At 65.8% G+C, this 18,245-nt stretch carries 18 protein-coding genes and 1 tRNA gene; 12 read left to right on the top strand and 7 right to left on the bottom strand.

The features are described from left to right. The first annotated feature begins 199 nt into the window (after nucleotides 1–199). Entirely contained in the window at nucleotides 200–412 is a 213-nt protein-coding gene (locus ACFO0G_RS18090; RefSeq protein WP_286401841.1) for a hypothetical protein, read from the top strand. A 132-nt stretch (nucleotides 413–544) separates the two neighbouring features. On the opposite strand, the gene ACFO0G_RS18085 is transcribed toward ACFO0G_RS18090, so the two are convergent. The 4 genes from ACFO0G_RS18085 to tmk all read right to left on the bottom strand — a co-directional run bounded on the left by ACFO0G_RS18085 (nucleotide 545) and on the right by tmk (nucleotide 4,161). Next, nucleotides 545–617 (bottom strand) — tRNA-Thr (locus ACFO0G_RS18085). Nucleotides 618–722: 105 nt separating this feature from the next. Next, complete coding sequence (locus tag ACFO0G_RS18080; RefSeq protein WP_286401843.1) at nucleotides 723–2,291, bottom strand: alpha/beta hydrolase; 1,569 nt, start codon at nucleotides 2,289–2,291, stop codon at nucleotides 723–725. Beyond that, on the bottom strand, nucleotides 2,288–3,451 hold the full coding sequence (locus tag ACFO0G_RS18075; RefSeq protein ID WP_376979359.1) for a DNA polymerase III subunit delta': 1,164 nt from the start codon (nucleotides 3,449–3,451) through the stop codon (nucleotides 2,288–2,290). Before ACFO0G_RS18075 ends, ACFO0G_RS18080 begins: the two co-directional genes overlap by 4 nt. Then, nucleotides 3,448–4,161, bottom strand: a complete 714-nt coding sequence (tmk, locus tag ACFO0G_RS18070; RefSeq protein WP_286401847.1) for a dTMP kinase — start codon at nucleotides 4,159–4,161, stop codon at nucleotides 3,448–3,450. The genes ACFO0G_RS18075 and tmk overlap by 4 nt, the downstream gene beginning before the upstream one ends. A 133-nt stretch (nucleotides 4,162–4,294) precedes the next feature. Here tmk and ACFO0G_RS18065 point away from each other — a divergent pair, with 133 nt between their 5' ends. After that, the gene (locus ACFO0G_RS18065; protein ID WP_376979357.1) at nucleotides 4,295–5,485 is read left to right on the top strand and encodes a trans-sulfuration enzyme family protein; all 1,191 of its coding nucleotides are present in this window, start codon (nucleotides 4,295–4,297) and stop codon (nucleotides 5,483–5,485) included. A 9-nt stretch (nucleotides 5,486–5,494) separates the two neighbouring features. Next, nucleotides 5,495–5,848, top strand: a complete 354-nt coding sequence (locus ACFO0G_RS18060) for a DUF2516 family protein (protein ID WP_286401851.1) — start codon at nucleotides 5,495–5,497, stop codon at nucleotides 5,846–5,848. A 23-nt stretch (nucleotides 5,849–5,871) separates the two neighbouring features. Here the strand turns inward: ACFO0G_RS18060 and ACFO0G_RS18055 are convergent, their stop codons facing one another. After that, the gene (locus ACFO0G_RS18055; RefSeq protein WP_286401853.1) at nucleotides 5,872–6,726 is read right to left on the bottom strand and encodes a class I SAM-dependent methyltransferase; all 855 of its coding nucleotides are present in this window, start codon (nucleotides 6,724–6,726) and stop codon (nucleotides 5,872–5,874) included. An 88-nt stretch (nucleotides 6,727–6,814) separates the two neighbouring features. Between ACFO0G_RS18055 and ACFO0G_RS18050 the strand changes: the two genes are divergently transcribed. Then, nucleotides 6,815–7,561: a phosphoglyceromutase gene (locus ACFO0G_RS18050; RefSeq protein WP_286401855.1), complete on the top strand. Its 747-nt coding sequence runs from the start codon at nucleotides 6,815–6,817 to the stop codon at nucleotides 7,559–7,561. 198 nt (nucleotides 7,562–7,759) lie between these two features. On the opposite strand, the gene phoU is transcribed toward ACFO0G_RS18050, so the two are convergent. Further along, on the bottom strand, nucleotides 7,760–8,422 hold the full coding sequence (phoU, locus tag ACFO0G_RS18045; protein WP_376979354.1) for a phosphate signaling complex protein PhoU: 663 nt from the start codon (nucleotides 8,420–8,422) through the stop codon (nucleotides 7,760–7,762). A 205-nt stretch (nucleotides 8,423–8,627) separates the two neighbouring features. Between phoU and ACFO0G_RS18040 the strand changes: the two genes are divergently transcribed. Then, nucleotides 8,628–9,896 carry a sensor histidine kinase gene (locus ACFO0G_RS18040; protein ID WP_286404286.1) on the top strand — a complete coding sequence of 423 codons (1,269 nt, stop codon included), beginning with the start codon at nucleotides 8,628–8,630 and terminating at the stop codon, nucleotides 9,894–9,896. Then, a complete protein-coding gene (locus tag ACFO0G_RS18035; RefSeq protein WP_079598280.1) occupies nucleotides 9,893–10,573 on the top strand; it encodes a response regulator transcription factor in 681 nt (226 codons plus the stop codon). Before ACFO0G_RS18040 ends, ACFO0G_RS18035 begins: the two co-directional genes overlap by 4 nt. 89 nt (nucleotides 10,574–10,662) lie before the next feature. On the opposite strand, the gene ACFO0G_RS18030 is transcribed toward ACFO0G_RS18035, so the two are convergent. Continuing rightward, nucleotides 10,663–11,280 (bottom strand): hypothetical protein, encoded by a 618-nt coding sequence (locus ACFO0G_RS18030; protein ID WP_286404289.1) that lies wholly within the window; start codon nucleotides 11,278–11,280, stop codon nucleotides 10,663–10,665. A 271-nt stretch (nucleotides 11,281–11,551) separates the two neighbouring features. On the opposite strand from ACFO0G_RS18030, the gene ACFO0G_RS18025 reads away from it, so the two are divergent. The 6 genes from ACFO0G_RS18025 to glgX all read left to right on the top strand — a co-directional run bounded on the left by ACFO0G_RS18025 (nucleotide 11,552) and on the right by glgX (nucleotide 18,210). Further along, entirely contained in the window at nucleotides 11,552–12,034 is a 483-nt protein-coding gene (locus tag ACFO0G_RS18025) for a CarD family transcriptional regulator (protein WP_011690592.1), read from the top strand. A gap of 106 nt (nucleotides 12,035–12,140) precedes the next feature. Continuing rightward, complete coding sequence (ispD, locus tag ACFO0G_RS18020) at nucleotides 12,141–12,923, top strand: 2-C-methyl-D-erythritol 4-phosphate cytidylyltransferase (protein WP_376979351.1); 783 nt, start codon at nucleotides 12,141–12,143, stop codon at nucleotides 12,921–12,923. 8 nt (nucleotides 12,924–12,931) lie between these two features. Then, a complete protein-coding gene (gene ispF / locus ACFO0G_RS18015) occupies nucleotides 12,932–13,420 on the top strand; it encodes a 2-C-methyl-D-erythritol 2,4-cyclodiphosphate synthase (protein ID WP_286401860.1) in 489 nt (162 codons plus the stop codon). A gap of 21 nt (nucleotides 13,421–13,441) precedes the next feature. After that, a complete protein-coding gene (gene cysS, locus ACFO0G_RS18010) occupies nucleotides 13,442–14,905 on the top strand; it encodes a cysteine--tRNA ligase (RefSeq protein WP_376979349.1) in 1,464 nt (487 codons plus the stop codon). A gap of 113 nt (nucleotides 14,906–15,018) precedes the next feature. Next, a complete protein-coding gene (gene rlmB, locus ACFO0G_RS18005; protein WP_286401866.1) occupies nucleotides 15,019–16,008 on the top strand; it encodes a 23S rRNA (guanosine(2251)-2'-O)-methyltransferase RlmB in 990 nt (329 codons plus the stop codon). A 90-nt stretch (nucleotides 16,009–16,098) separates the two neighbouring features. Further along, nucleotides 16,099–18,210: a glycogen debranching protein GlgX gene (gene glgX, locus ACFO0G_RS18000; RefSeq protein WP_376979347.1), complete on the top strand. Its 2,112-nt coding sequence runs from the start codon at nucleotides 16,099–16,101 to the stop codon at nucleotides 18,208–18,210. Nucleotides 18,211–18,245: the final 35 nt, after the last annotated feature.

Genomic DNA, 18,245 nt, shown 5'->3' with positions numbered 1-18,245 from the left:
CTTGTCGCTTTCTTAACGGCACTGGTTCCGCAATCGGCTGTCTCCACCAAGTGCCCCGCGCCGGAAAGCTGCAAATACCGGGACTTTAGCCCCTGTGGGCTTTTTTAGGGGCCGGGTTTACTTGTGGGTTGAAATGGGCACGGCGCCCGCTCCCGGGCGACTTTCGCACCGGGAGGAGAGCAAGGAGGCAGCGCAGGAAATGAATCTCAAAGATCGCTGGGGCCGGCTCGATCCGGCCACCCGGAAGTGGTTCATGGACAATCCGGGATGCCAGATCCTCCCAAGAACCATCACGGCTGTGATCTCGAAGGAGACGGGGGAGAACCTGCCCACCGGGATGCACGGAGAGGCCCCGATGTCCCGCGAGGACCAGGACTTTATCCGCTCGAAGATGGATGAGCCCGGTAACTGACCGTGACCTGCAGTTTTTCAAGGGGTCCGTGCGGGACCATCAGTGGGCCCCGCGAACAGCAAACACCAACCGCTTAACCAGCGAAAAACCCCGGAAACCCCTGGAACCAGGGGCTGTCCGGGGTTTATCCCGAGCTTCCTATCAGAATCGAACTGATGACCTTTTCATTACGAGTGAAACGCTCTACCGACTGAGCTAAGGAAGCACCGCACGAAATCCCCGGCGGAACCGGGCGCCTCATGCAAGAGTCAACTGTAATGGAGTCTCCGCGCCCCGGTCAAAATGGGAGGTGCGGCGGCTCCCGGGGCGATCAGCAGACCGTATTGTCGGCCGGAACCTTGCCGTTCACCAGGTAGTTGTCCACCGAATCCTCGAGGCAGCTGTTTGCCCGCCCGTAGGCGGTGTGTCCTTCGCCCCTCCACGTCAGCAGGGAGGCGTTGCCCAGTTGCTTGCGGAGTGAGGCTGCCCAGTCAACGGGGGTAGCGGGGTCACCCGTGGTACCGATGACCACGATCGGAGAGTCCCCGGTGTATTCGACCGGCGCCGGGGTGCGGACGTTCTTGTAGGGCCAGTCTGCGCAGGTGGTGCCGCCGTAGGCAAAGAAGTAGCCAAGGGTGGGCGAGTCCTGTTCCAGCCGCTTCTCTTCGGCCCGCATACCTGCAGCGTCCGAAACCATGGGGTAGTCCAGGCAGTTGATCGCGTTGAAGGCGAACGTTGAATTGGAGGTGTATTTCCCGTCGGAGCCGCGGTCGGCGCCCAGATCGGCCAGCCGGAGCATGAGGCTGACGTCTCCGGACATCGCCGCCTCCAGCGCCTGCGTGAGGGCCGGCCAGCTTTGGTCGTTGTAGAGCGGGGTGATCAGGCCGCTGACGAACATGGTGGCGTTGACCAAGCGCCCGTCCTTGGCAGTGCGGGGCGTCTGCTGCACGGCGTTGATCAGGTCCCGGATCTGCTGCACTCCGGAGTCGACATCACCGCTCAAGGGGCACTTGCCCTGCTTCTGGCAACTGGCGACGTAGCTGTGCAGTGCTTTTTCGAAGGCCCGGGCCTGGCCGCTGGTCAGGTCCTCGTTGCTGATGGACGGGTCCAAAGCCCCATCGAGGACCATGCGGCCCACGTTGTCAGGGAAGAGCGATGCGTAGGTGGAGCCCAGGAAGGTGCCGTAGGAGTAGCCAAGGTAGTTCAGCTTGGAGTCGTTCACCACGGCCCGGAGTACGTCCAGGTCCTTGGCGGCGCTGACGGTGTCGATGTGGCCCAGGACCGGGCCGGTTTGCGCCGCACACTGGTCAGCGATCGCCTTGTTGTCAGCCAGCGCCGTTTTGAGTCCGGCGTCGGTTTCGAGGGCATAGATCTTGGCCCGGGCCGCATCACGTTCCGCGTCGGTCATGCAGGTTACGGGAGCGGAGCGCTTGACGCCTCGCGGATCAAAGCCGACGAGGTCATAGGCGTTGCGTACACCGGCTGAGAAATGGGTTGCGGCCGCGTCCTTGACGAAGTCGTACCCGGAGGCACCCGGACCGCCGGGATTGACCAGGAGGCTGCCGGTCTTCTTGCCTGTGCTGGGCGCCCGCAAAGCGGCAAGCTGGATAGTGTCGCCGCCCGGATTGGCATAGTCCATGGGCACCGTCACCTTGGCACACTGGAATTCCCCTTCGCAGGGCTGCCACACGACTTCCTGGGAGTAAAACTTTTCCAGCCCCGCGGGGGCCGACGCCACGATCGAGGGGTCGGCTTTGGCCGTGGCCGCCTCCGGCGGGTTCTTGTCGCCGCCGTTGAGCAGACTGCACGAGGCCAGGACCATGGCCAGGGCCATTGCTCCCGCGGCGCGGACGGCGACCGCCAGGGACCTGTGGCGTGCGGACAGGGGGCGGGCAGTCATCGGGTCTCCTTGGAGGGCTGGATCAAGCTGGCCGCCATGGACTCGATGGTCAGCAGCGGGGCAACGTTGGTGGTGGTGATGCGTTCGCGGGCTTTGTTGATGGCATCCATGCGGGCCAGGGTGGTTTCAGGAGTGCTGCGGGCGGCGAACTCTTCCAGCTCACTCCTCAGCTCAACGTTGACCAGTTCCACCGCGTTCCCCAGTTGGATGATCAGCACGTCCCGGTAGAAGGACAGTAAATCGGTGAGCGTACGGTCCAGGGAGTCCGTAATGGATCTCTTGGCCCGCCGTTTCTGGTCGTCCTCGAGTTGCTTCAGCTGGCCGCGCATGGCCGGGGGCAGCGTGCCCGATTCGGGCGCCCCCAGCGTTGCGAGGAGGGCGGCCTTTTCCGCTGCGTCCCGTTCCTCGTTGGAGCTGTTGGCCTCGGCGGTGGCGATCTTCACCAGCTTGTCCGCCATCATGACCGCCGCTGTGACGCCGCGGAGGCCAAGCGGAAAACGGACCGTTTCCAGCCGGCGTTCCCTTGCCGCTGGATCCCTGGCCAGCCGGCGGGCAATACCCACATGGCTCTGCGCTGCCCGGGCTGCCTGCTCCGCAAGGGCAGGGTCCACGCCGTCACGCCGCACCAGCAGGGCTGCAACGTCCGAGGCCGGCGGCAGCCGTAAAGCTACACTCCGGCAGCGGGAGCGGATGGTGACCAGGACGTCGGCGGGGGACGGCGCGCAAAGCATCCAGATAGTCCGCGGCGTGGGTTCCTCGATGGCCTTGAGCAGTACGTTGGTGGTCCGCTCGGCCATGCGGTCGGCGTCCTCCACGACGATGATCCGCCAGCGCCCTGATGATGGCCGGTTGCCTGCCGCCGCCACCAGTTCCCGGGCCTCATCAATGGTGATGGTGACCTTTTCGGTGCGCACGAACGTAACATCCGAATGGGTTTCGCCCAGGATCGTGTGGCACGCCTGGCACTGCCCGCAGCCACGGAGGCTGACGTCCTCCTGGTCGCAGTTCAGTGCGGCGGTGAAGGCCTTGGCGGCGTTGGAGCGGCCGGAGCCCGGCGGCCCCGTGAACAGCCAGGCGTGCGTCAGGCTTTCGCCGCTTGCGGCCTGGCGCAGTTGTTCGACGACGGCGGGCTGGCCCTGGAGGTCATCCCAAACGGTCACGCCCCACCGCCGTCCGTCGCTGCTTCAGGTACCGCCAGTTGCGGCACGGGAGCGTGCCCTGCCGCCGGGGTGGGCGCATCAAGCAGGGTTTCCACCCGGGCGAGGATCCGGGCCGCCAGGTCGTCGGCCGGCAGCTGGGCAGGGAGTACCAGGTAGGACTCGGGGCGGCCCGCGGCGAGGTCCAGGAAGGCGCCCCGGATTCGGGTATGGAATTCGTCAGCCTCGGATTCGAGGCGGTCCTCAGCTGCCTGCCCGGCGGTCCGGCGCTCGCGGCCAAGCCGAGGGTCCACGTCCAGGAGGACCGTGAGGTGTGGCTGCAGGCCCGAGGTGGCCCACTGGTTGAGGGACTGGACGTTGTCCTGTCCAAGGTTTCGGCCGGCCCCCTGGTAGGCGACCGAGGAGTCGATGTAGCGGTCAGTCAGCACGATCTCGCCGCGGCCAAGTGCCGGTCGGATGACCTGGGCGGCGTGGGCGGCACGGGACGCGGCAAAGATGAGCGCTTCCGTGTGGGCGTCAATCTCGCCATTGCCGTGGTCCAGCACCAGCGAGCGCAATTTTTCCCCGATGGGGGTTCCGCCGGGTTCACGGGTACGCAGCACTGTATGGCCCTGGGATTCCAACGCGGCCGCGAGACGGGCAGCCTGGGTGGACTTGCCGGCGCCATCGCCACCTTCGAATGCGATGAATAATCCGGCCCTTTGGTTGTTCACTTCTTAAGCCTACCGAGGCATGGGGACATTTCCGGCCTCCAGCCGGCGCCTGTGCAGGACGGGTGTAGGGGCCGCCGTCCACAAAACGTCACCGCTTGGCGGCAGATCAAGCGGGAACAGTACGCTTTGCACCATGAGTCTTTCCGAGCACCAGACCGCGTCCTTGTCACCCGAGACCGTGGTGGTGGCAGCGGGTCGGCCGCCGCGGGAAAGGGACCAGCCGGTCAATCCTCCCATCACCCTTTCCTCCACCTACTTCGGTACCGGCCCCCTCGGCGACGGCGACCGGGGGTATGGCCGCTATTCCAACCCCACCTGGGACCCTTTCGAAGAGGCGCTGGGCCAGCTTGAAGGATCCGGGCTTCCCGGCCTGCTGTACGCATCGGGGCTTGCGGCGGTTAGTTCTGCGCTGTCGCTGATTCCCGCAGGGGGCGTGCTGGTCATGCCCAACCACAGCTACTCCGGTTCGCTGGTGATGGCCTCGGAACTGGCCCAAAAAGGCTTCATCGAGCTCCGGACCGTGGACATCGCCGATACCGATGCCGTTAGGGAAGCACTGGCACCCACGGGACCGTCCGCGAAGGCGGCGGCCATGCTGTGGCTCGAAAGCCCCACCAACCCCATGCTCGGAATCGCCGATATGTCCGCGGTCGCAGAGGCCGCCCACGCCGCCGGCGCAATCGTCGTTACGGACAACACCTTCTCCACCCCCTTGGTCCAGCAGCCCCTGTTGCTGGGATCCGACGTCGTCCTCCACTCGGTGACCAAGTACCTGGCCGGGCACTCCGACGTCGTCCTCGGCGCGCTGGTCACCTCCAATCCCGACATCCGCGCCACGCTCCTCCACCACCGCATCATCCACGGCGCCATCGCCGGTCCCTTTGAAGCATGGCTGGCGTTGCGCGGCCTGCGGACCCTTGCGCTGCGCGTAGAGCGGTCCCAGGAGTCAGCCATGGTCCTGGCGGAACGCCTTGCCGCGCACCCCGCCATCGAATCGATCCGGTTCCCCGGCCTCAGCACCGACCCCGGGCACGTCCGCGCCAAGGAGCAGATGAAGGGATTCGGCTCCATCATCTGCATCCAGGTGGCGCCTGCCGCAGGCCTTAGCGGTGCTGATGCCGCCGACAAACTGGTGCAGGCCCTGGAACTCTGGCTGCCGGCGACGTCCCTTGGCGGGGTGGAGTCCCTCATCGAGCGCCGGCGCCGGCACTCGGCCGAACCCACCAGCGTGCCGGAGAACCTGGTGCGCCTGAGCGTCGGGGTGGAAAACGTTGAGGACCTGTGGGCTGACCTTAAGCAGGCGCTGGACACTCTTGGCGGCTAGGCTGGGATTGTGGACGGTCGAATAATCATTGCGTACGTGGAGCAGGCAGTGTTCTTCATCCTTGGCCTGGTGGCCTTGGGGCTTGAACTGTGGGCTTTTGTGGACTGCCTCCGCCACCGGCCCAACGCCTTCGAAGCCACCGGCAAGCGGACCAAGACCTTCTGGCTTGCCCTCACCGGTGGTGCAACCGCCGTGGGCCTGATCTCGCTGCTGGGCGCTGGTGGAGGCATCTTCAGCACCCTCGGCCTGTTCGGGCTCGCCGCTGTCGTAGCAGCCTCCGTTTACCTGGCCGATGTCCGGCCTGCAGTGAAGGACGCCGGCCGGGGCGGCAGCCGCAACATGGGTCCCTACGGCCCCTGGTGACCCTGCCGGCCTGGGCCCGTTCATCACCCGGCCGCATGTAACGGCGCCACGGACTCCCAGTCCACCGTCAGCTCACCCAGCCGCCACCTGCCCGGTCCGTCCTGGATCGGCCACCCTGCGGTGCGCAGGCTCCTGCACATGCCTACCCAGCGCTGCCTGTTGCCAAAAGGGGCCAGCGCCGCGCTCCCAAGCCAAGCCCGGTCCATCGCCTGCATGAAAGTGTGAACAGGTTCGCCGGGGACGTTGCGGTGAATCAGGGCTTTGGGAAGCCGTTCGGCGACGTCGGATGGCAGGTCGAAGCTCCCGAATCGGACGGAGATGCTGAGGGACAGCGGGCGGTCCCGGTCCAGCGCCACCCAGGTCACGCGCCGCCCGATCTCATCACACGTGCCGTCGACGAACAGGCCGCCAGGCGCCAACCGGTCCTGCACCAGCCGCCAAATCCCCGCTACGTCAGCCTCTTCGTACTGCCGCAGGACGTTGAAGGCCCGGACCAGGACGGGGCGCCCGGGAACAGGCAATTCAAAGCCGCCCACGTGGAACGTCAGTCCGGGACGCTGCAGCGGAATCGCCGCCCGGACGCGCTCCGGCTCAATTTCAATGCCGCAGACGCGCACGTCAGGCCGGACCACGGCGAGCCTTTCATAAAGTTCGACGGCGGTTGCCGGCGTTGCGCCATAGCCCAGGTCCACCACGAGCGGCTCGGATGCCCTCCTCAGCCGCCAGGCCTGGGGTCCGGCCAGCCAGCGGTCCACGCGGCGCATCCGGTTGGGATTGGTGGTGCCGCGGGTCACGTTGCCCACCGGCCGCCCCTGCCTGGCGACGGCGGACCTGCCGGAAAGTTGCGGGGCATTGACCCGTTCAGCCTTTTGAACCACCGCACAACCCTATCTTCGCTGGCCGCCATCGTGGGGCCGCCTTGTAACGCTGGGCGGGCGGCAACACTGCTCGGCTAGGATGAAAATCATGACTTACAAGCTGATTCTGCTGCGCCACGGCCACAGCGAATGGAACGCCAAGAACCTGTTCACCGGCTGGGTGGACGTTGACCTGAACGACCAGGGCCGCGCGGAAGCAGCGCGCGGAGGTGAGCTGCTGGTAGAGAACAACATCCTCCCGGACGTGCTCTACACCTCCCTGCTGAAGCGGGCCATCAACACGGCCAATATCGCCCTGGACAAGGCGGACCGCGGCTGGATCCCGGTCAAGCGCGACTGGCGCCTGAACGAACGCCACTACGGTGCGCTGCAGGGCAAGGACAAGGCCCAGACCCTGGCCGAGTTCGGCGAGGAGCAGTTCATGGAATGGCGCCGCTCCTACGACACCCCGCCGCCGCCGCTGTCCGATGACTCCGAGTTCTCGCAGGCGCACGATCCCCGCTACGCGGACCTGGGCGATGCCCTCCCGCGCACCGAGTGCCTGAAGGACGTCCTGGTGCGGCTCCTGCCCTACTGGGAATCGGACATCAAGGAAGACCTCAAGGCCGGCAAGACCGTCCTGGTCACCGCACACGGCAACTCGCTCCGGGCTCTGGTCAAGCACCTGGACGGCATCAGCGACGAGGCCATCGCCGGCCTGAACATCCCCACCGGCATCCCGCTGGTGTACGACCTCGACGAGGACTTCCAGCCGATCAAGCCGGGCGGCACCTACCTCGATCCCGAGGCCGCAGAGCAGGCCATCCTGGCCGTTGCCAACCAGGGCAAGAAATAAGACTTCGCGTTCTCCGCCGGGTGCTCGGTCGTTCGCCCCAACGTCTCCCTGACCTCGCAAGCTCGGCCAGGGAACCCTGACGTAGTGGGCCCACCCTTAGACGCACTCCGGCCGAAGAACGCGCTGCGTCAAAGGTGAAACGACGACGGCGGGCTGGCCACCTCAGGTGACCAGCCCGCCGTCGTTGTTCTACTTGGCTTAGCTGTGCTCGGTGGCGTTCGGCTGCCACGCGCCTGTGACCAGGTAGGTCACCTTCTGGGCGACGGAAACGCCGTGGTCCGCGAACCGCTCGAAGTAACGGCTGGCAAGGGCTACGTCCACGGTGGTGACGGGCGACCCGGACCAGTCGGGAGCCGCGATGGCCTTGAACACGCTCAGGTGCAGATCATTGATGGCGGTGTTGGCCTTAAGGATGTCCCGGGCCACCTCAAGGTCGCGGCTCTCCAGCAGTACCGTCAGCTTGTCCGCGATTTCCTGGTCCAGTTCGGCCATCCGGTTGAACGTGTCCGTCATGGACTCCGGAATCACCATGGAGGGGTAGCGGAGGCGGGCCAGCTGGGCGATGTGGCGGGCCAGATCGCCCATCCGCTCCAGGGAGGCGCTCATCCGGAGGGAACCCACGATCATGCGCAGGTCGCTGGCGACGGGGCCCTGCAGCGCCAGAATGTCGATTGCCCGCTCATCCAGGCTGTTCTGCAGGAAGTCAATGCGCGCATCGGCTGCGATGACGTCCTGGGCGAGATCCACGTCCGCTACCTGGAAGGAGGTAGTGGCCTTGGCCATCGCTTCGCTGACCAGCCGGGAAATCTCCACCAGCTGGTCACCGACTTGGGTAAGCTCTTCCTGAAAAACCTTACGCACGTAGGCGTCCTTTCCTTGGAACTCCCGCCGGCCGCTTCAGGGCAGCAGGAATCGTGTCGCCGTTGGGCACTCTAACCACCAACTCTGGCATCGCCCGGTAAACGATTATGCCCACACAGATGAACGTTAGTTGAACCGTTCACCGGATGGGCAATAAGGCGGCAGGCCGCTCCAGGCAAGAGCATAAAGTGGAGCTGTGGATCCTATGCTCATTGGTCTGGTTGCCGGCCTTATCGGCCTGGCGCTTGGCACGTTCGGCGTGCTTGCCTACCGGGTCAGCGAGAAGCAGCGCGAGCTGCTGGACGTCGAACCCGAGGAGCTTGCCCTTCCGGCCGGTGCAGCGGAGGTGCTCGCCGTCGTCGGACGTGCCTTTGTGGTGCTGGACGACGTGGACGGGGTGGTGCGCGCAAGCCCCGCAGCCTACGCTTACGGACTGGTCCGCGGACACACTGTGGTCCACAAGGAACTCCTGGAGATGACCGCCGGGGTCCGGCGGGACGGCGTCATCCTCGAAAAGCAGTTGGAGCTTCCGCGGGGGCCGCTGGGGCAGGGAACCATCATCGTGCAGGTCCGGGCAGCCATGCTGGGCGAGGAATACATCCTCCTCCTCGCCGATGACCGCACCGAGATCACCCGCACCGAAGAGATCCGCAATGACTTTGTCGCCAACGTATCGCACGAGCTGAAAACCCCGGTGGGTGCCATCTCGCTGCTGGCCGAGGCGCTCGAATCTTCCGCCGATGACGAAGAAGCCGTCCGCCGTTTTGCCAAGCGCATGCACAAGGAGTCGGCACGGCTCGCAGCCCTGGTCCAGGACATCATTGAACTTTCCCGCCTGCAGGGCGCCAGCGTGACGCAGCAGGGCGGACCTGTCGACATCAACGCTGTCATCGCCGAGGCCGTGGACCGGTCGCAGCTTCCCGCCGAGAGCAAGAACATCAGCATCGTGGTGGGCGGGCGCACCGATGGCAAGGTGTTCGGCGACCAGGACCTTTTGGTTACTGCGCTGCGGAATCTCATCGACAACGCCATCCGCTATTCACCCCCCAATACCCGCGTGGGGATCGGCGTGCGCTCCAGGGAAGGCCTTGTGTCAATTTCCGTGACCGACCAAGGGGAGGGCCTCAGCCCCGAGGAGCAGGAACGTGTCTTCGAGCGCTTCTACCGGGTGGACGCGGCCCGGTCCCGCCAGACAGGAGGTACCGGCCTGGGCCTGAGCATCGTCAAGCACGTGGCTTCCAACCATGGCGGTGAAGTGACGCTGTGGTCCCAGCCCGGGCAGGGCTCCACCTTCACCCTCCGGCTGCCCGAAATGGAAGGGCAGGAGGGCGACGCCGAGCCTTCAGTTCCCGGGGCACCGGCAGTGGCGCCGGGGCAGGTTCGGGAGACGTCCGGGCAACCATCTCTCACCCAAGTACCCCGCGCTGCCGGCGCAACAGAACCGGGCGCTACAGAACAAGGAGCTAACGCTTGAGCAGGATTTTGATTGTGGAGGATGAGGAATCGTTCAGCGATCCCTTGTCCTATTTGCTGGGTAAAGAAGGGTTCGAGGTGGAGGTGGTGGACAACGGCCTCGACGCCATCACCGAATTTGACCGCAACGGCGCCGACCTTGTGCTGCTCGACCTTCAGCTTCCGGGCCTCTCCGGCACCGAGGTGTGCCGGCAGCTGCGCCAGCGTTCAAGCGTCCCCGTGATCATGCTGACCGCCAAGGACTCCGAGATCGATAAGGTAGTAGGCCTTGAGCTCGGCGCGGACGATTACGTGACCAAGCCCTACTCGTCCCGCGAACTGGTGGCCCGGGTCAGGGCCGTGCTGCGTCGCCAGGGTGAGCCGGAGGAGCTGATCTCGTCCACGGTCCAGGCCGGGCCCGTCCGCATGGATATTGAGCGGCACGTGGTGAGCGTTGACGGCGAGCAGGTCCTGCTTCCGTTGAAGGAATTCGAGCTCTTGGAGATGCTTCTGCGCAACTCGGGCAGGGTGCTGACCAGGGGCCAGCTGATCGACCGTGTGTGGGGCTCCGACTATGTGGGTGACACCAAGACCCTGGATGTACACGTGAAGCGCCTCCGCGGCAAGATCGAGCCCGATCCCTCTGCCCCGCGCTATTTGGTGACGGTCCGCGGCCTCGGTTACAAGTTCGAACCCTAAACCGGCCGGACGGCGGCATAACAAAAGGGAGGAGCCGTGGGGCTCCTCCCTTTTGTTATGCCTGCCGGCCTCCCGGGGCCGGTGACCGCTTAGCGGCTGGTGGCGGTTGCCGTAGCGCTCGGAGTGGCGCTGGCGGAGGAGCTTGTCCCTGCCGAAGAGCTTGCGCCTGCGGATGAGCTGGCGCTGGCCGACGAGCTTGCGCTTGCTGATGAGGAAGGCGTCGCCGAGGAGCTCGGGGTGGGGATGTAGTCCTTGTACTCCTGCAAGGTGGCGTCCAGGACGGGAATCTTGACAGTGTTGCTGACGTTGGTGCCGTCCTCGCTGACCTTGACGTCCACCAGGGAGCCGGGCTTGCCGCCGGTGGTGCTCAGGATGGCGGGATCAGAGTTCTCGTTGAGCAGCGTGTAGGAGTTGGCCTTCACTGGAACCTGGGTCTGCGAGCCCTTGGCGCCATTGACGGTGAGCTTTACGTCCTTGGAGGAGGAGTTGTAGACGGCGCCGATCAGGCGGCCGGGCTCATTTTCGCCGGCGGAGACGATGAGCATGTTCCGCAGCTGCAGGGGACCCAGGTCCGCGCGGACGCCGTCCGAGGCGGAGTACTGGTGGCTGGTCTGCTGGGGCGTGATGTAACCGCAGCCCGCGGTCAGCAGGCTGGCGCCAAGGGCAGCAGCCGTCAGTGCCAGTTTGCCGCGCTGGGCCCGGTTCATCGCAGTGGAACGCACGTCACGTACTCCTCAAGAAATTTGAAGTCTTTTTCAGCCATAGCCTATCCGCAAAGAGGGTCAAACGAGGATTCGGCCGTGTCACAACCCCTGTGCGAGCGCTCACGCGATGCACTAATCCGCCCATTCGTCAAGAGGGTGGAGGGGGTTGATTGGGCCGTTTTTCCGCGTATTTTCGCGGTTGGAGGCCCTTTCTTCGGCCGGTCATATGCCTGAATCGTGATAAACTGGTCTGCGGGAAAGGGGAAATGTCCACATGGTATTTGAGGTCGGCGAGACAGTAGTTTACCCTCACCACGGTGCTGCGAAGATTGAAGAAATCAAGATGCGCACCATCAAGGGCGAAGAGAAGATGTATCTCAAGCTCAAGGTGGCTCAGGGTGATCTGACCATTGAAGTTCCAGCAGAGAACGTTGACCTTGTTGGGGTCCGGGATGTCGTGGGCAAGGAAGGCCTGGAGCACGTGTTCGATGTGCTCCGCGCTGAGTTCACCGAGGAACCCACCAACTGGTCACGCAGGTACAAGGCAAACCTGGAGAAGCTTGCTTCCGGTGACGTCATCAAGGTGGCAGAGGTTGTCCGCGACCTGTGGCGCCGGGATCACGACCGGGGCCTTTCCGCAGGCGAGAAGCGAATGCTGGCCAAGGCCCGCCAAATTCTGATTTCAGAACTGGCGCTGGCTGAAAAGACCGACGAGGAGAAGGCAGCAAGCGTTCTCGACGAGGTCCTGGCTTCCTAAGAATTGAGCCCCGGCGGCACGCAAGTGCAGCCGGGGCTTCTTTTTTGGCCCAATCCGGCGGGGCCTGCGCACCTGCCGCAAGTGCCGGCGTCGTAGGCTAGTCCGCATGAGTGAATCACCTCCGCGCCTGGTCACAGCCGTCATCCTGGTGGCCGCAGGTTCAGGGCAACGCCTTGGCTACGGCATGCCCAAGGCGGCCGTGCCGTTGGGCGGCGAGCCAATCCTGATGCATGCCCTGCGCGGCATCGTCGCGTCCGGGGTTGCCACGCAGGTGTGCGTCGCCTTGCCCGCAGGGGACCAGGGCCTGCGCCAGTTGTGCGACGACTTCCGCGGGGAACTTGCCGACGGCGGACCCCTCCTGACGCTCGTCGACGGCGGCTCCACCAGGGCGCACTCCGTCCGGGCCGGCATCGCTGCCCTGATGGAGGGCATCGAGGCCGTCCTGGTCCACGATGCCGCGCGAGCACTGACGCCAGAGTCGGTTTTCCACCGCGTGTCCGATGCGCTTGCCGCCGGCGCGGATGCCGTGATTCCCGCGCTGCCGGTCGTGGACACCGTGAAAACCGTGGCGGCCACCACGGGGGAGGGTGCGGGCTTCGCCCCCGAGGTCGTAACAGGGACTGCCCGCCGCGAGGAACTCCGCGCGGTACAGACGCCCCAGGGCTTCAGGACCGGCACGTTGGTGCAGGCCCACCAGGCGGCCCAGGCCCTGGATCAGGAACAGTCAGCGGCTGTCACCGACGACGCCATGCTGGTTGAAATGCTGGGCGCTCCCGTCCACGTCGTGCGCGGGTCAACACAGTCCCTCAAGATCACCACGCCCCTGGACCTGATCTTCGCCGAAGGCCTCCTGGAAGGCCCGCTCGGGGCCCGGTGGGTGGAAGGATGAGCCGGGACATGGTCCTTCCCCGGACCGGCGTGGGAATTGACGTCCACGCGTATGCCCCCGAAGACGCCCCCCGCCCGCTCTGGCTCGGCGGGCTCCTTTGGCCCGGCGAACGTGGCCTTGCCGGGCACTCTGACGGGGACGCGGTGGCGCATGCAGCAGCTGACGCACTGTTCTCCGCGGCCGGCATCGGCGACCTTGGCACGCACTTCGGTACCGACCGCCCGGAGTTCGCCGGTGCCTCCGGGGCCACCCTCCTCGCCGAGGCCGCGCGGATCGTCCGGGCGGCCGGCTTCGAGATCGGCAACGTCGCCGTGCAGTTCGTGGCCAACCGGCCCAAGTTCGGGCCCAGGCGGGAGGAATCCCAAAAGGTCCTGAGCGAAGCTGCCGGTGCGCATGTGGGGGTCACGGCGACCACCAGCGACGGCCTGGGCTTCACGGGGCGCGGCGAGGGTATCTCCGCAATGGCCACCGCCCTGGTGTACCCGCGGCAGTCCTGAGCCATCGGCTAGTCTGGATCGGTGACCTTGCGCTTCTATGACACAGCCTCCGCCGAAGTCCGGAACTTCGTCCCCCTCGTCGAGGGCAAGGTCAGCCTCTATTACTGCGGAGCCACGGTCCAGGGCATGCCGCACGTGGGACATATCCGTTCCGCCATCGCCTTCGACCAGCTGACCCGCTGGCTCCAGTACCGGGGCCTGCGCGTCACCGTCGTCCGCAACGTGACGGACATCGACGACAAGATCCTGGCCAAGTCGGAGGCGTCCTTCGCACCGGACTTCAGTCCGGAAGAGGGGGAAGTGGCCCGCGAAGAGTGGTGGGCGCTGGCATACCGCTACGAGCGCGAATTCCTGAAGGCCTACGACACCCTGGGCGTCTCCCGCCCCACCTATGAACCCAGGGCCACAGGGCACATCCCCGAAATGCACGCCCTGATCCAGCAGTTGATCGACCGCGGCCACGCCTACCCGGCACTGGATGATTCCGGCGATGTCTACTTCGACGTCCGCTCCTGGGACAGGTACGGCGCACTGACCCGGCAGAACATTAACGACATGCAGGCAGCGCCCGACGCCGATCCCCGCGGCAAGAAGGACCCCCGCGACTTCGCGCTGTGGAAGGGTTCCAAGGAAGGCGAGCCTGCCACCGCCAGCTGGGCATCGCCCTGGGGCGCCGGCCGTCCCGGCTGGCACCTTGAGTGCTCCGCCATGGTCACCAAGTACCTCGGCACTGCTTTCGACATCCACGGCGGCGGACTGGACCTGCGCTTCCCGCACCACGAGAACGAAATGGCGCAGTCGCAGGCTGCCGGGCACCCGTTCGCCAACTTCTGGATGCACAACGGCATGGTGACGTACCAGGGTGAGAAGATGTCCAAATCCATTGGCAACACCATCAGCCCGGCCGAAATGCTGGAGCTGGCCCCGCCCCGCGTGGTGCGCTACTACCTGGGCCAGGCGCACTACCGCTCGGTGCTGGACTACCGGCCCACGTCGCTGCAGGAGGCCGCGGCCGCCGTCGAACGCATTGACGGCTTCCTGGCCAAAGCTGCATCCCGTTTCGGCGGCGACGCCGGTATCGCCCATGGCAACCACGGCCAATCCGCCGGGATCGACGCTTTCTGCGAAGCCATGGACGACGACCTCAACGTCCCCCGCGCCCTGGCGGCCCTGCACGAGACCGTCCGGGCCGGTAACACCGCCCTGGCCGAGGGTGACGACGTCGCCGCGCGCGACGCCATGCACGCAGTGGCCCTCATGACCGACGTCCTGGGCCTCAACGCGGTCGCCGGGTCCGCGGCCGTGAGCACTCGGGAGGCCGAGGCGCTGGAGGTCCTCGTGGAAGCCCAGCTCTCCGCGCGTGCCGCTGCCCGCGCCGAAAAGGACTGGACCGCCTCCGACGCCATCCGGGACACGCTGAACCAGGCCGGCGTTGTGGTGGAGGACGGCCCGGACGGCGCCACCTGGAGCCTCAAGCGCGACTAAGGCCCACCACCAAGCCCGGCTGACCCCCCCTCATGCAACCAGCAGCCCCCGATTTTTTTCGGGTCAGTAGACTGGTATGCAGACTCAGTCAGCACAATCAAGGGTGGAACATCATGGCCAACAATGGTCGCCGATCGGTGAAAGCGAAGAAGGGCCCAACCGTCGGAACCGGTGGCCATGGCCGCAAGGCCCTCGAAGGAAAGGGGCCCACGCCCAAGGCCGAGGACCGCGTTTACCACAAGGCCCACAAGGCGAGGCAGCTCGCCGAACGCTCCGCCGCAAAGCGCGGCACCGGTGCCCGCAGCGCGGGCGCCGCCAAATCCGGGCCCAAGGGGCGTGCCACCGAGGAAGTGGTCACTGGACGCAACTCCGTACTTGAAGCGCTCCGCGCAGGCATCCCGGCCAAGGCACTGCACGTGGCCATCCGCATCGAGATGGACGACCGCGTCAAGGAATCCCTGAAGCTCGCCGCCGAACGCGGCATTCCGCTGATGGAAACCGGCAAGCCTGAGCTGGACCGGATGACGGATGACGCCGTCCACCAGGGCCTGGTGCTGCAGATCCCGCCCTACGAGTACCAGGACGCCTACGAACTGGCCGAAGAAACGGTGGAGAAGTGGAAGAAGGGGCACATCGCCAACGCCCCGCTCTTCGTCGCCCTGGACGGCATCACCGACCCCCGCAACCTGGGCGCCATCATCCGCTCCGTTTCCGCCTTCAGCGGCCACGGTGTCATCGTGCCAGAGCGCCGCTCCGTGGGCGTCACCGCCTCGGCCTGGAAGACCAGCGCCGGTGCGGCGGTCCGCGTGCCCGTGGCCCGCGCCTCCAACCTGAACAACGCCCTGAAGCAATTCAAGAACATGGGCATCTTCGTGCTGGGGCTCGACGGCGACGGCGACGTTTCGCTGCCTGACCTCACCTTGGCCACCGAGCCGGTGTGCATCGTGGTGGGCTCTGAGGGGAAGGGGCTGAGTCGCCTGGTCCGGGAGAACTGCGACCAGATCGTCTCCATCCCCATCGATTCGGCCATGGAGTCGCTCAACGCCTCGATGGCCGTGGGCATCTCGCTGTATGAGGTTTCCCGCCAGCGCTCCGCAGGATAGTTATTCCGGGACCAATGTCCCTGGCAGGTTTCCCGGCGCCGCAGGGGTGAACGGGCAGGTCAAGTGCCAATGGCCGCTACTATTTAGGTGATGGTCATGCCGCTCTTCGACACTGCATCCACCATGGACGCCTCCTCGGCTGTTCCCCTCGGTGTCAGCGTCCCACGCGCTGATTCGGGTGGTACCCGCCACCATGCGGGGGGCCGGGCCAACGTTGCCTGTTTGGCACCCGCCGTCCCAAGCCTGGACATCGCCTACTGCCCTCCGGGCGGGGAGTGGCGGGTCCAGACCCTGCCCGACATCACCAGGGGCGTCCACCACGGCATCGTGGAGGACCTGCCCTACGGGTCGCGCTACGGCTTCCGTCCGTCGTCGGACAACCAGCCGTTACCGCCTGCCGTTCCCACCGGCAACAACGGCGTCAACGGGTCGGCCCGGCAGCCGCTGCTGCTCGATCCGTACGGCAGGGGAGTGGACCAGCGCGACGGCGTCCTCACCAGCGTCCGCACCGCCACCGACTTCGACTGGGGAACGGACGAACTCCTGCGCCTTCCCTGGCGCAACACCATCGTCTACGAAGCCCATGTGCGCGGCCAGAGCATGCTCCATCCGGACGTGCCGAAGGAATTGAGGGGCACCTACGCCGGCCTGGCGCATCCTGCCGTCGTGGAGCACCTCACCAGCCTGGGCATCACATCTGTCCAGCTGCTGCCTGTCCACTTCCACATCGACGAGCCGCACCTGCAGGACCTGGGGCTCAACAACTACTGGGGGTACAACACCGCTGCCTTCTTTGCCCCGCACCCCGGGTACGCCACCCAGGCTGCCCAGGAAGCCGGTGCACAGGCGGTCCAGGACGAGTTCAAAGCCATGGTCAAGGCCCTGCACGCCGCCGGGCTGGAGGTCATCCTCGACGTCGTCTACAACCACACCGCAGAGGGCGGCGTGGAGGGGCCGGTCCTGAACTTCAAGGGACTGGGGAAGGACACCTACTACCGGGTGGACGAGCACGGCAAATTCGTCGACACCACAGGCTGCGGCAACGCGCTCAACTTCGCGGACCCGCGCGTGGTCCAGCTGGTCACCGATTCGCTGCGGTACTGGGTGGATGAGTTCCACATCGACGGCTTCCGCTTCGACCTGGCCGTCACGTTATGCCGTAACGCCGCGAACGAATTCGATCCCAAGCACCCCTTCCTCACCGGCGTCGCCGCCGATCCCGTCCTGTCCGAGGTCAAGCTGATCGCCGAACCCTGGGACATAGGCTACGGCGGCTGGCAGACCGGCCAGTTCCCGCCCGGGTGGGTGGACTGGAACGACCACTTCCGGGATTCAGTGCGGACCTTCTGGCTGGCAGACCGTGCCGCGATTGATGCCGGCGGGCACGGGGGAACCATGGCCAAGCTAGCGGACGCGCTGTCCGGTTCCGCAGGCCTCTTCCAGGCCTCCGGCCGCTCGCGCCTGGCGTCGGTCAACTTCGTCACCGCCCACGACGGCTTCACCATGAACGACCTCGTATCCTACGACCGCAAGCACAACGAGGACAACGGCGAAGAAAACAGGGACGGCCACGGGGACAACCGCAGCTACAACCACGGCGTGGAGGGCCCCACCGAGAACGGCGCGATCCTGGCGAAGCGTGCCCAGTCCAGGCGCAACCTCATGGCATCGCTGATGGTGTCCTTGGGGGTGCCCATGATCGCCGCCGGCGACGAGCTGGCAAGGACGCAGCAGGGCAACAACAACGCCTACTGCCAGGACAACCACATCACCTGGCTGGACTGGACGTTGTCGCCGGAAGCACACGAAATGCTGCGCAGCACCAAGCGGTACATCCGGTTGCGCAAGGAGTTCTTGGCCGCCCAGCCACACGATTTCCCGGTCCGGGACGAGCAGTCCTACCTCTACTGGTTCGACCACGACGGGCAGCCCATGTCCGCCGACCGCTGGAACGATCCGCACTGCCGGGTCATGCAGCTCCTGCTGGGAGACGACAACGGCGAGCTGGCCGGCCTGGTGGTGGTCAACGGCAGCGCCTCCGACGTGGAGGTCACGCTCCCGGACGCAGGGAGGCGGAGCCCCAGCCTGTTCGAGCTCCGGCTGACCACCTCGCCGCGGCACAAAGAGCGGCAGGGCATCCAGGTGCCGTCGGGGGAAACCGACCTCGCAGAGGCCAACTCCATCAGCATCTACCGCACGTAGACGCCTCCAAAAATCAGCCCAACCAGCCGGCAGGT

Origin of the sequence: Arthrobacter sedimenti, assembly GCF_042652025.1 — a bacterium.
In the GTDB taxonomy this organism is placed as follows: Bacteria; Actinomycetota; Actinomycetes; order Actinomycetales; family Micrococcaceae; genus Arthrobacter; species Arthrobacter sedimenti.
The sequence above is the reverse complement of the archived record's forward strand: the minus strand, read 5'-3'. Positions and strand labels throughout refer to the sequence as shown.

Excerpts from the sequence above, each read along its gene's own strand:
- ACFO0G_RS18090 (WP_286401841.1), top strand. The coding sequence starts at position 200 with ATGAATCTCAAAGATCGCTGGGGCCGGCTCGATCCGGCCACCCGGAAG.
- ACFO0G_RS18080 (WP_286401843.1), bottom strand. The coding sequence starts at position 2,291 with ATGACTGCCCGCCCCCTGTCCGCACGCCACAGGTCCCTGGCGGTCGCC.
- ACFO0G_RS18065 (WP_376979357.1), top strand. The coding sequence starts at position 4,295 with ATGAGTCTTTCCGAGCACCAGACCGCGTCCTTGTCACCCGAGACCGTG.
- ACFO0G_RS18050 (WP_286401855.1), top strand. The coding sequence starts at position 6,815 with ATGACTTACAAGCTGATTCTGCTGCGCCACGGCCACAGCGAATGGAAC.
- ACFO0G_RS18040 (WP_286404286.1), top strand. The coding sequence starts at position 8,628 with ATGCTCATTGGTCTGGTTGCCGGCCTTATCGGCCTGGCGCTTGGCACG.
- ACFO0G_RS18030 (WP_286404289.1), bottom strand. The coding sequence starts at position 11,280 with ATGAACCGGGCCCAGCGCGGCAAACTGGCACTGACGGCTGCTGCCCTT.
- ACFO0G_RS18025 (WP_011690592.1), top strand. The coding sequence starts at position 11,552 with ATGGTATTTGAGGTCGGCGAGACAGTAGTTTACCCTCACCACGGTGCT.
- ispD (WP_376979351.1), top strand. The coding sequence starts at position 12,141 with ATGAGTGAATCACCTCCGCGCCTGGTCACAGCCGTCATCCTGGTGGCC.
- ispF (WP_286401860.1), top strand. The coding sequence starts at position 12,932 with ATGGTCCTTCCCCGGACCGGCGTGGGAATTGACGTCCACGCGTATGCC.
- rlmB (WP_286401866.1), top strand. The coding sequence starts at position 15,019 with ATGGCCAACAATGGTCGCCGATCGGTGAAAGCGAAGAAGGGCCCAACC.
- glgX (WP_376979347.1), top strand. The coding sequence starts at position 16,099 with ATGGTCATGCCGCTCTTCGACACTGCATCCACCATGGACGCCTCCTCG.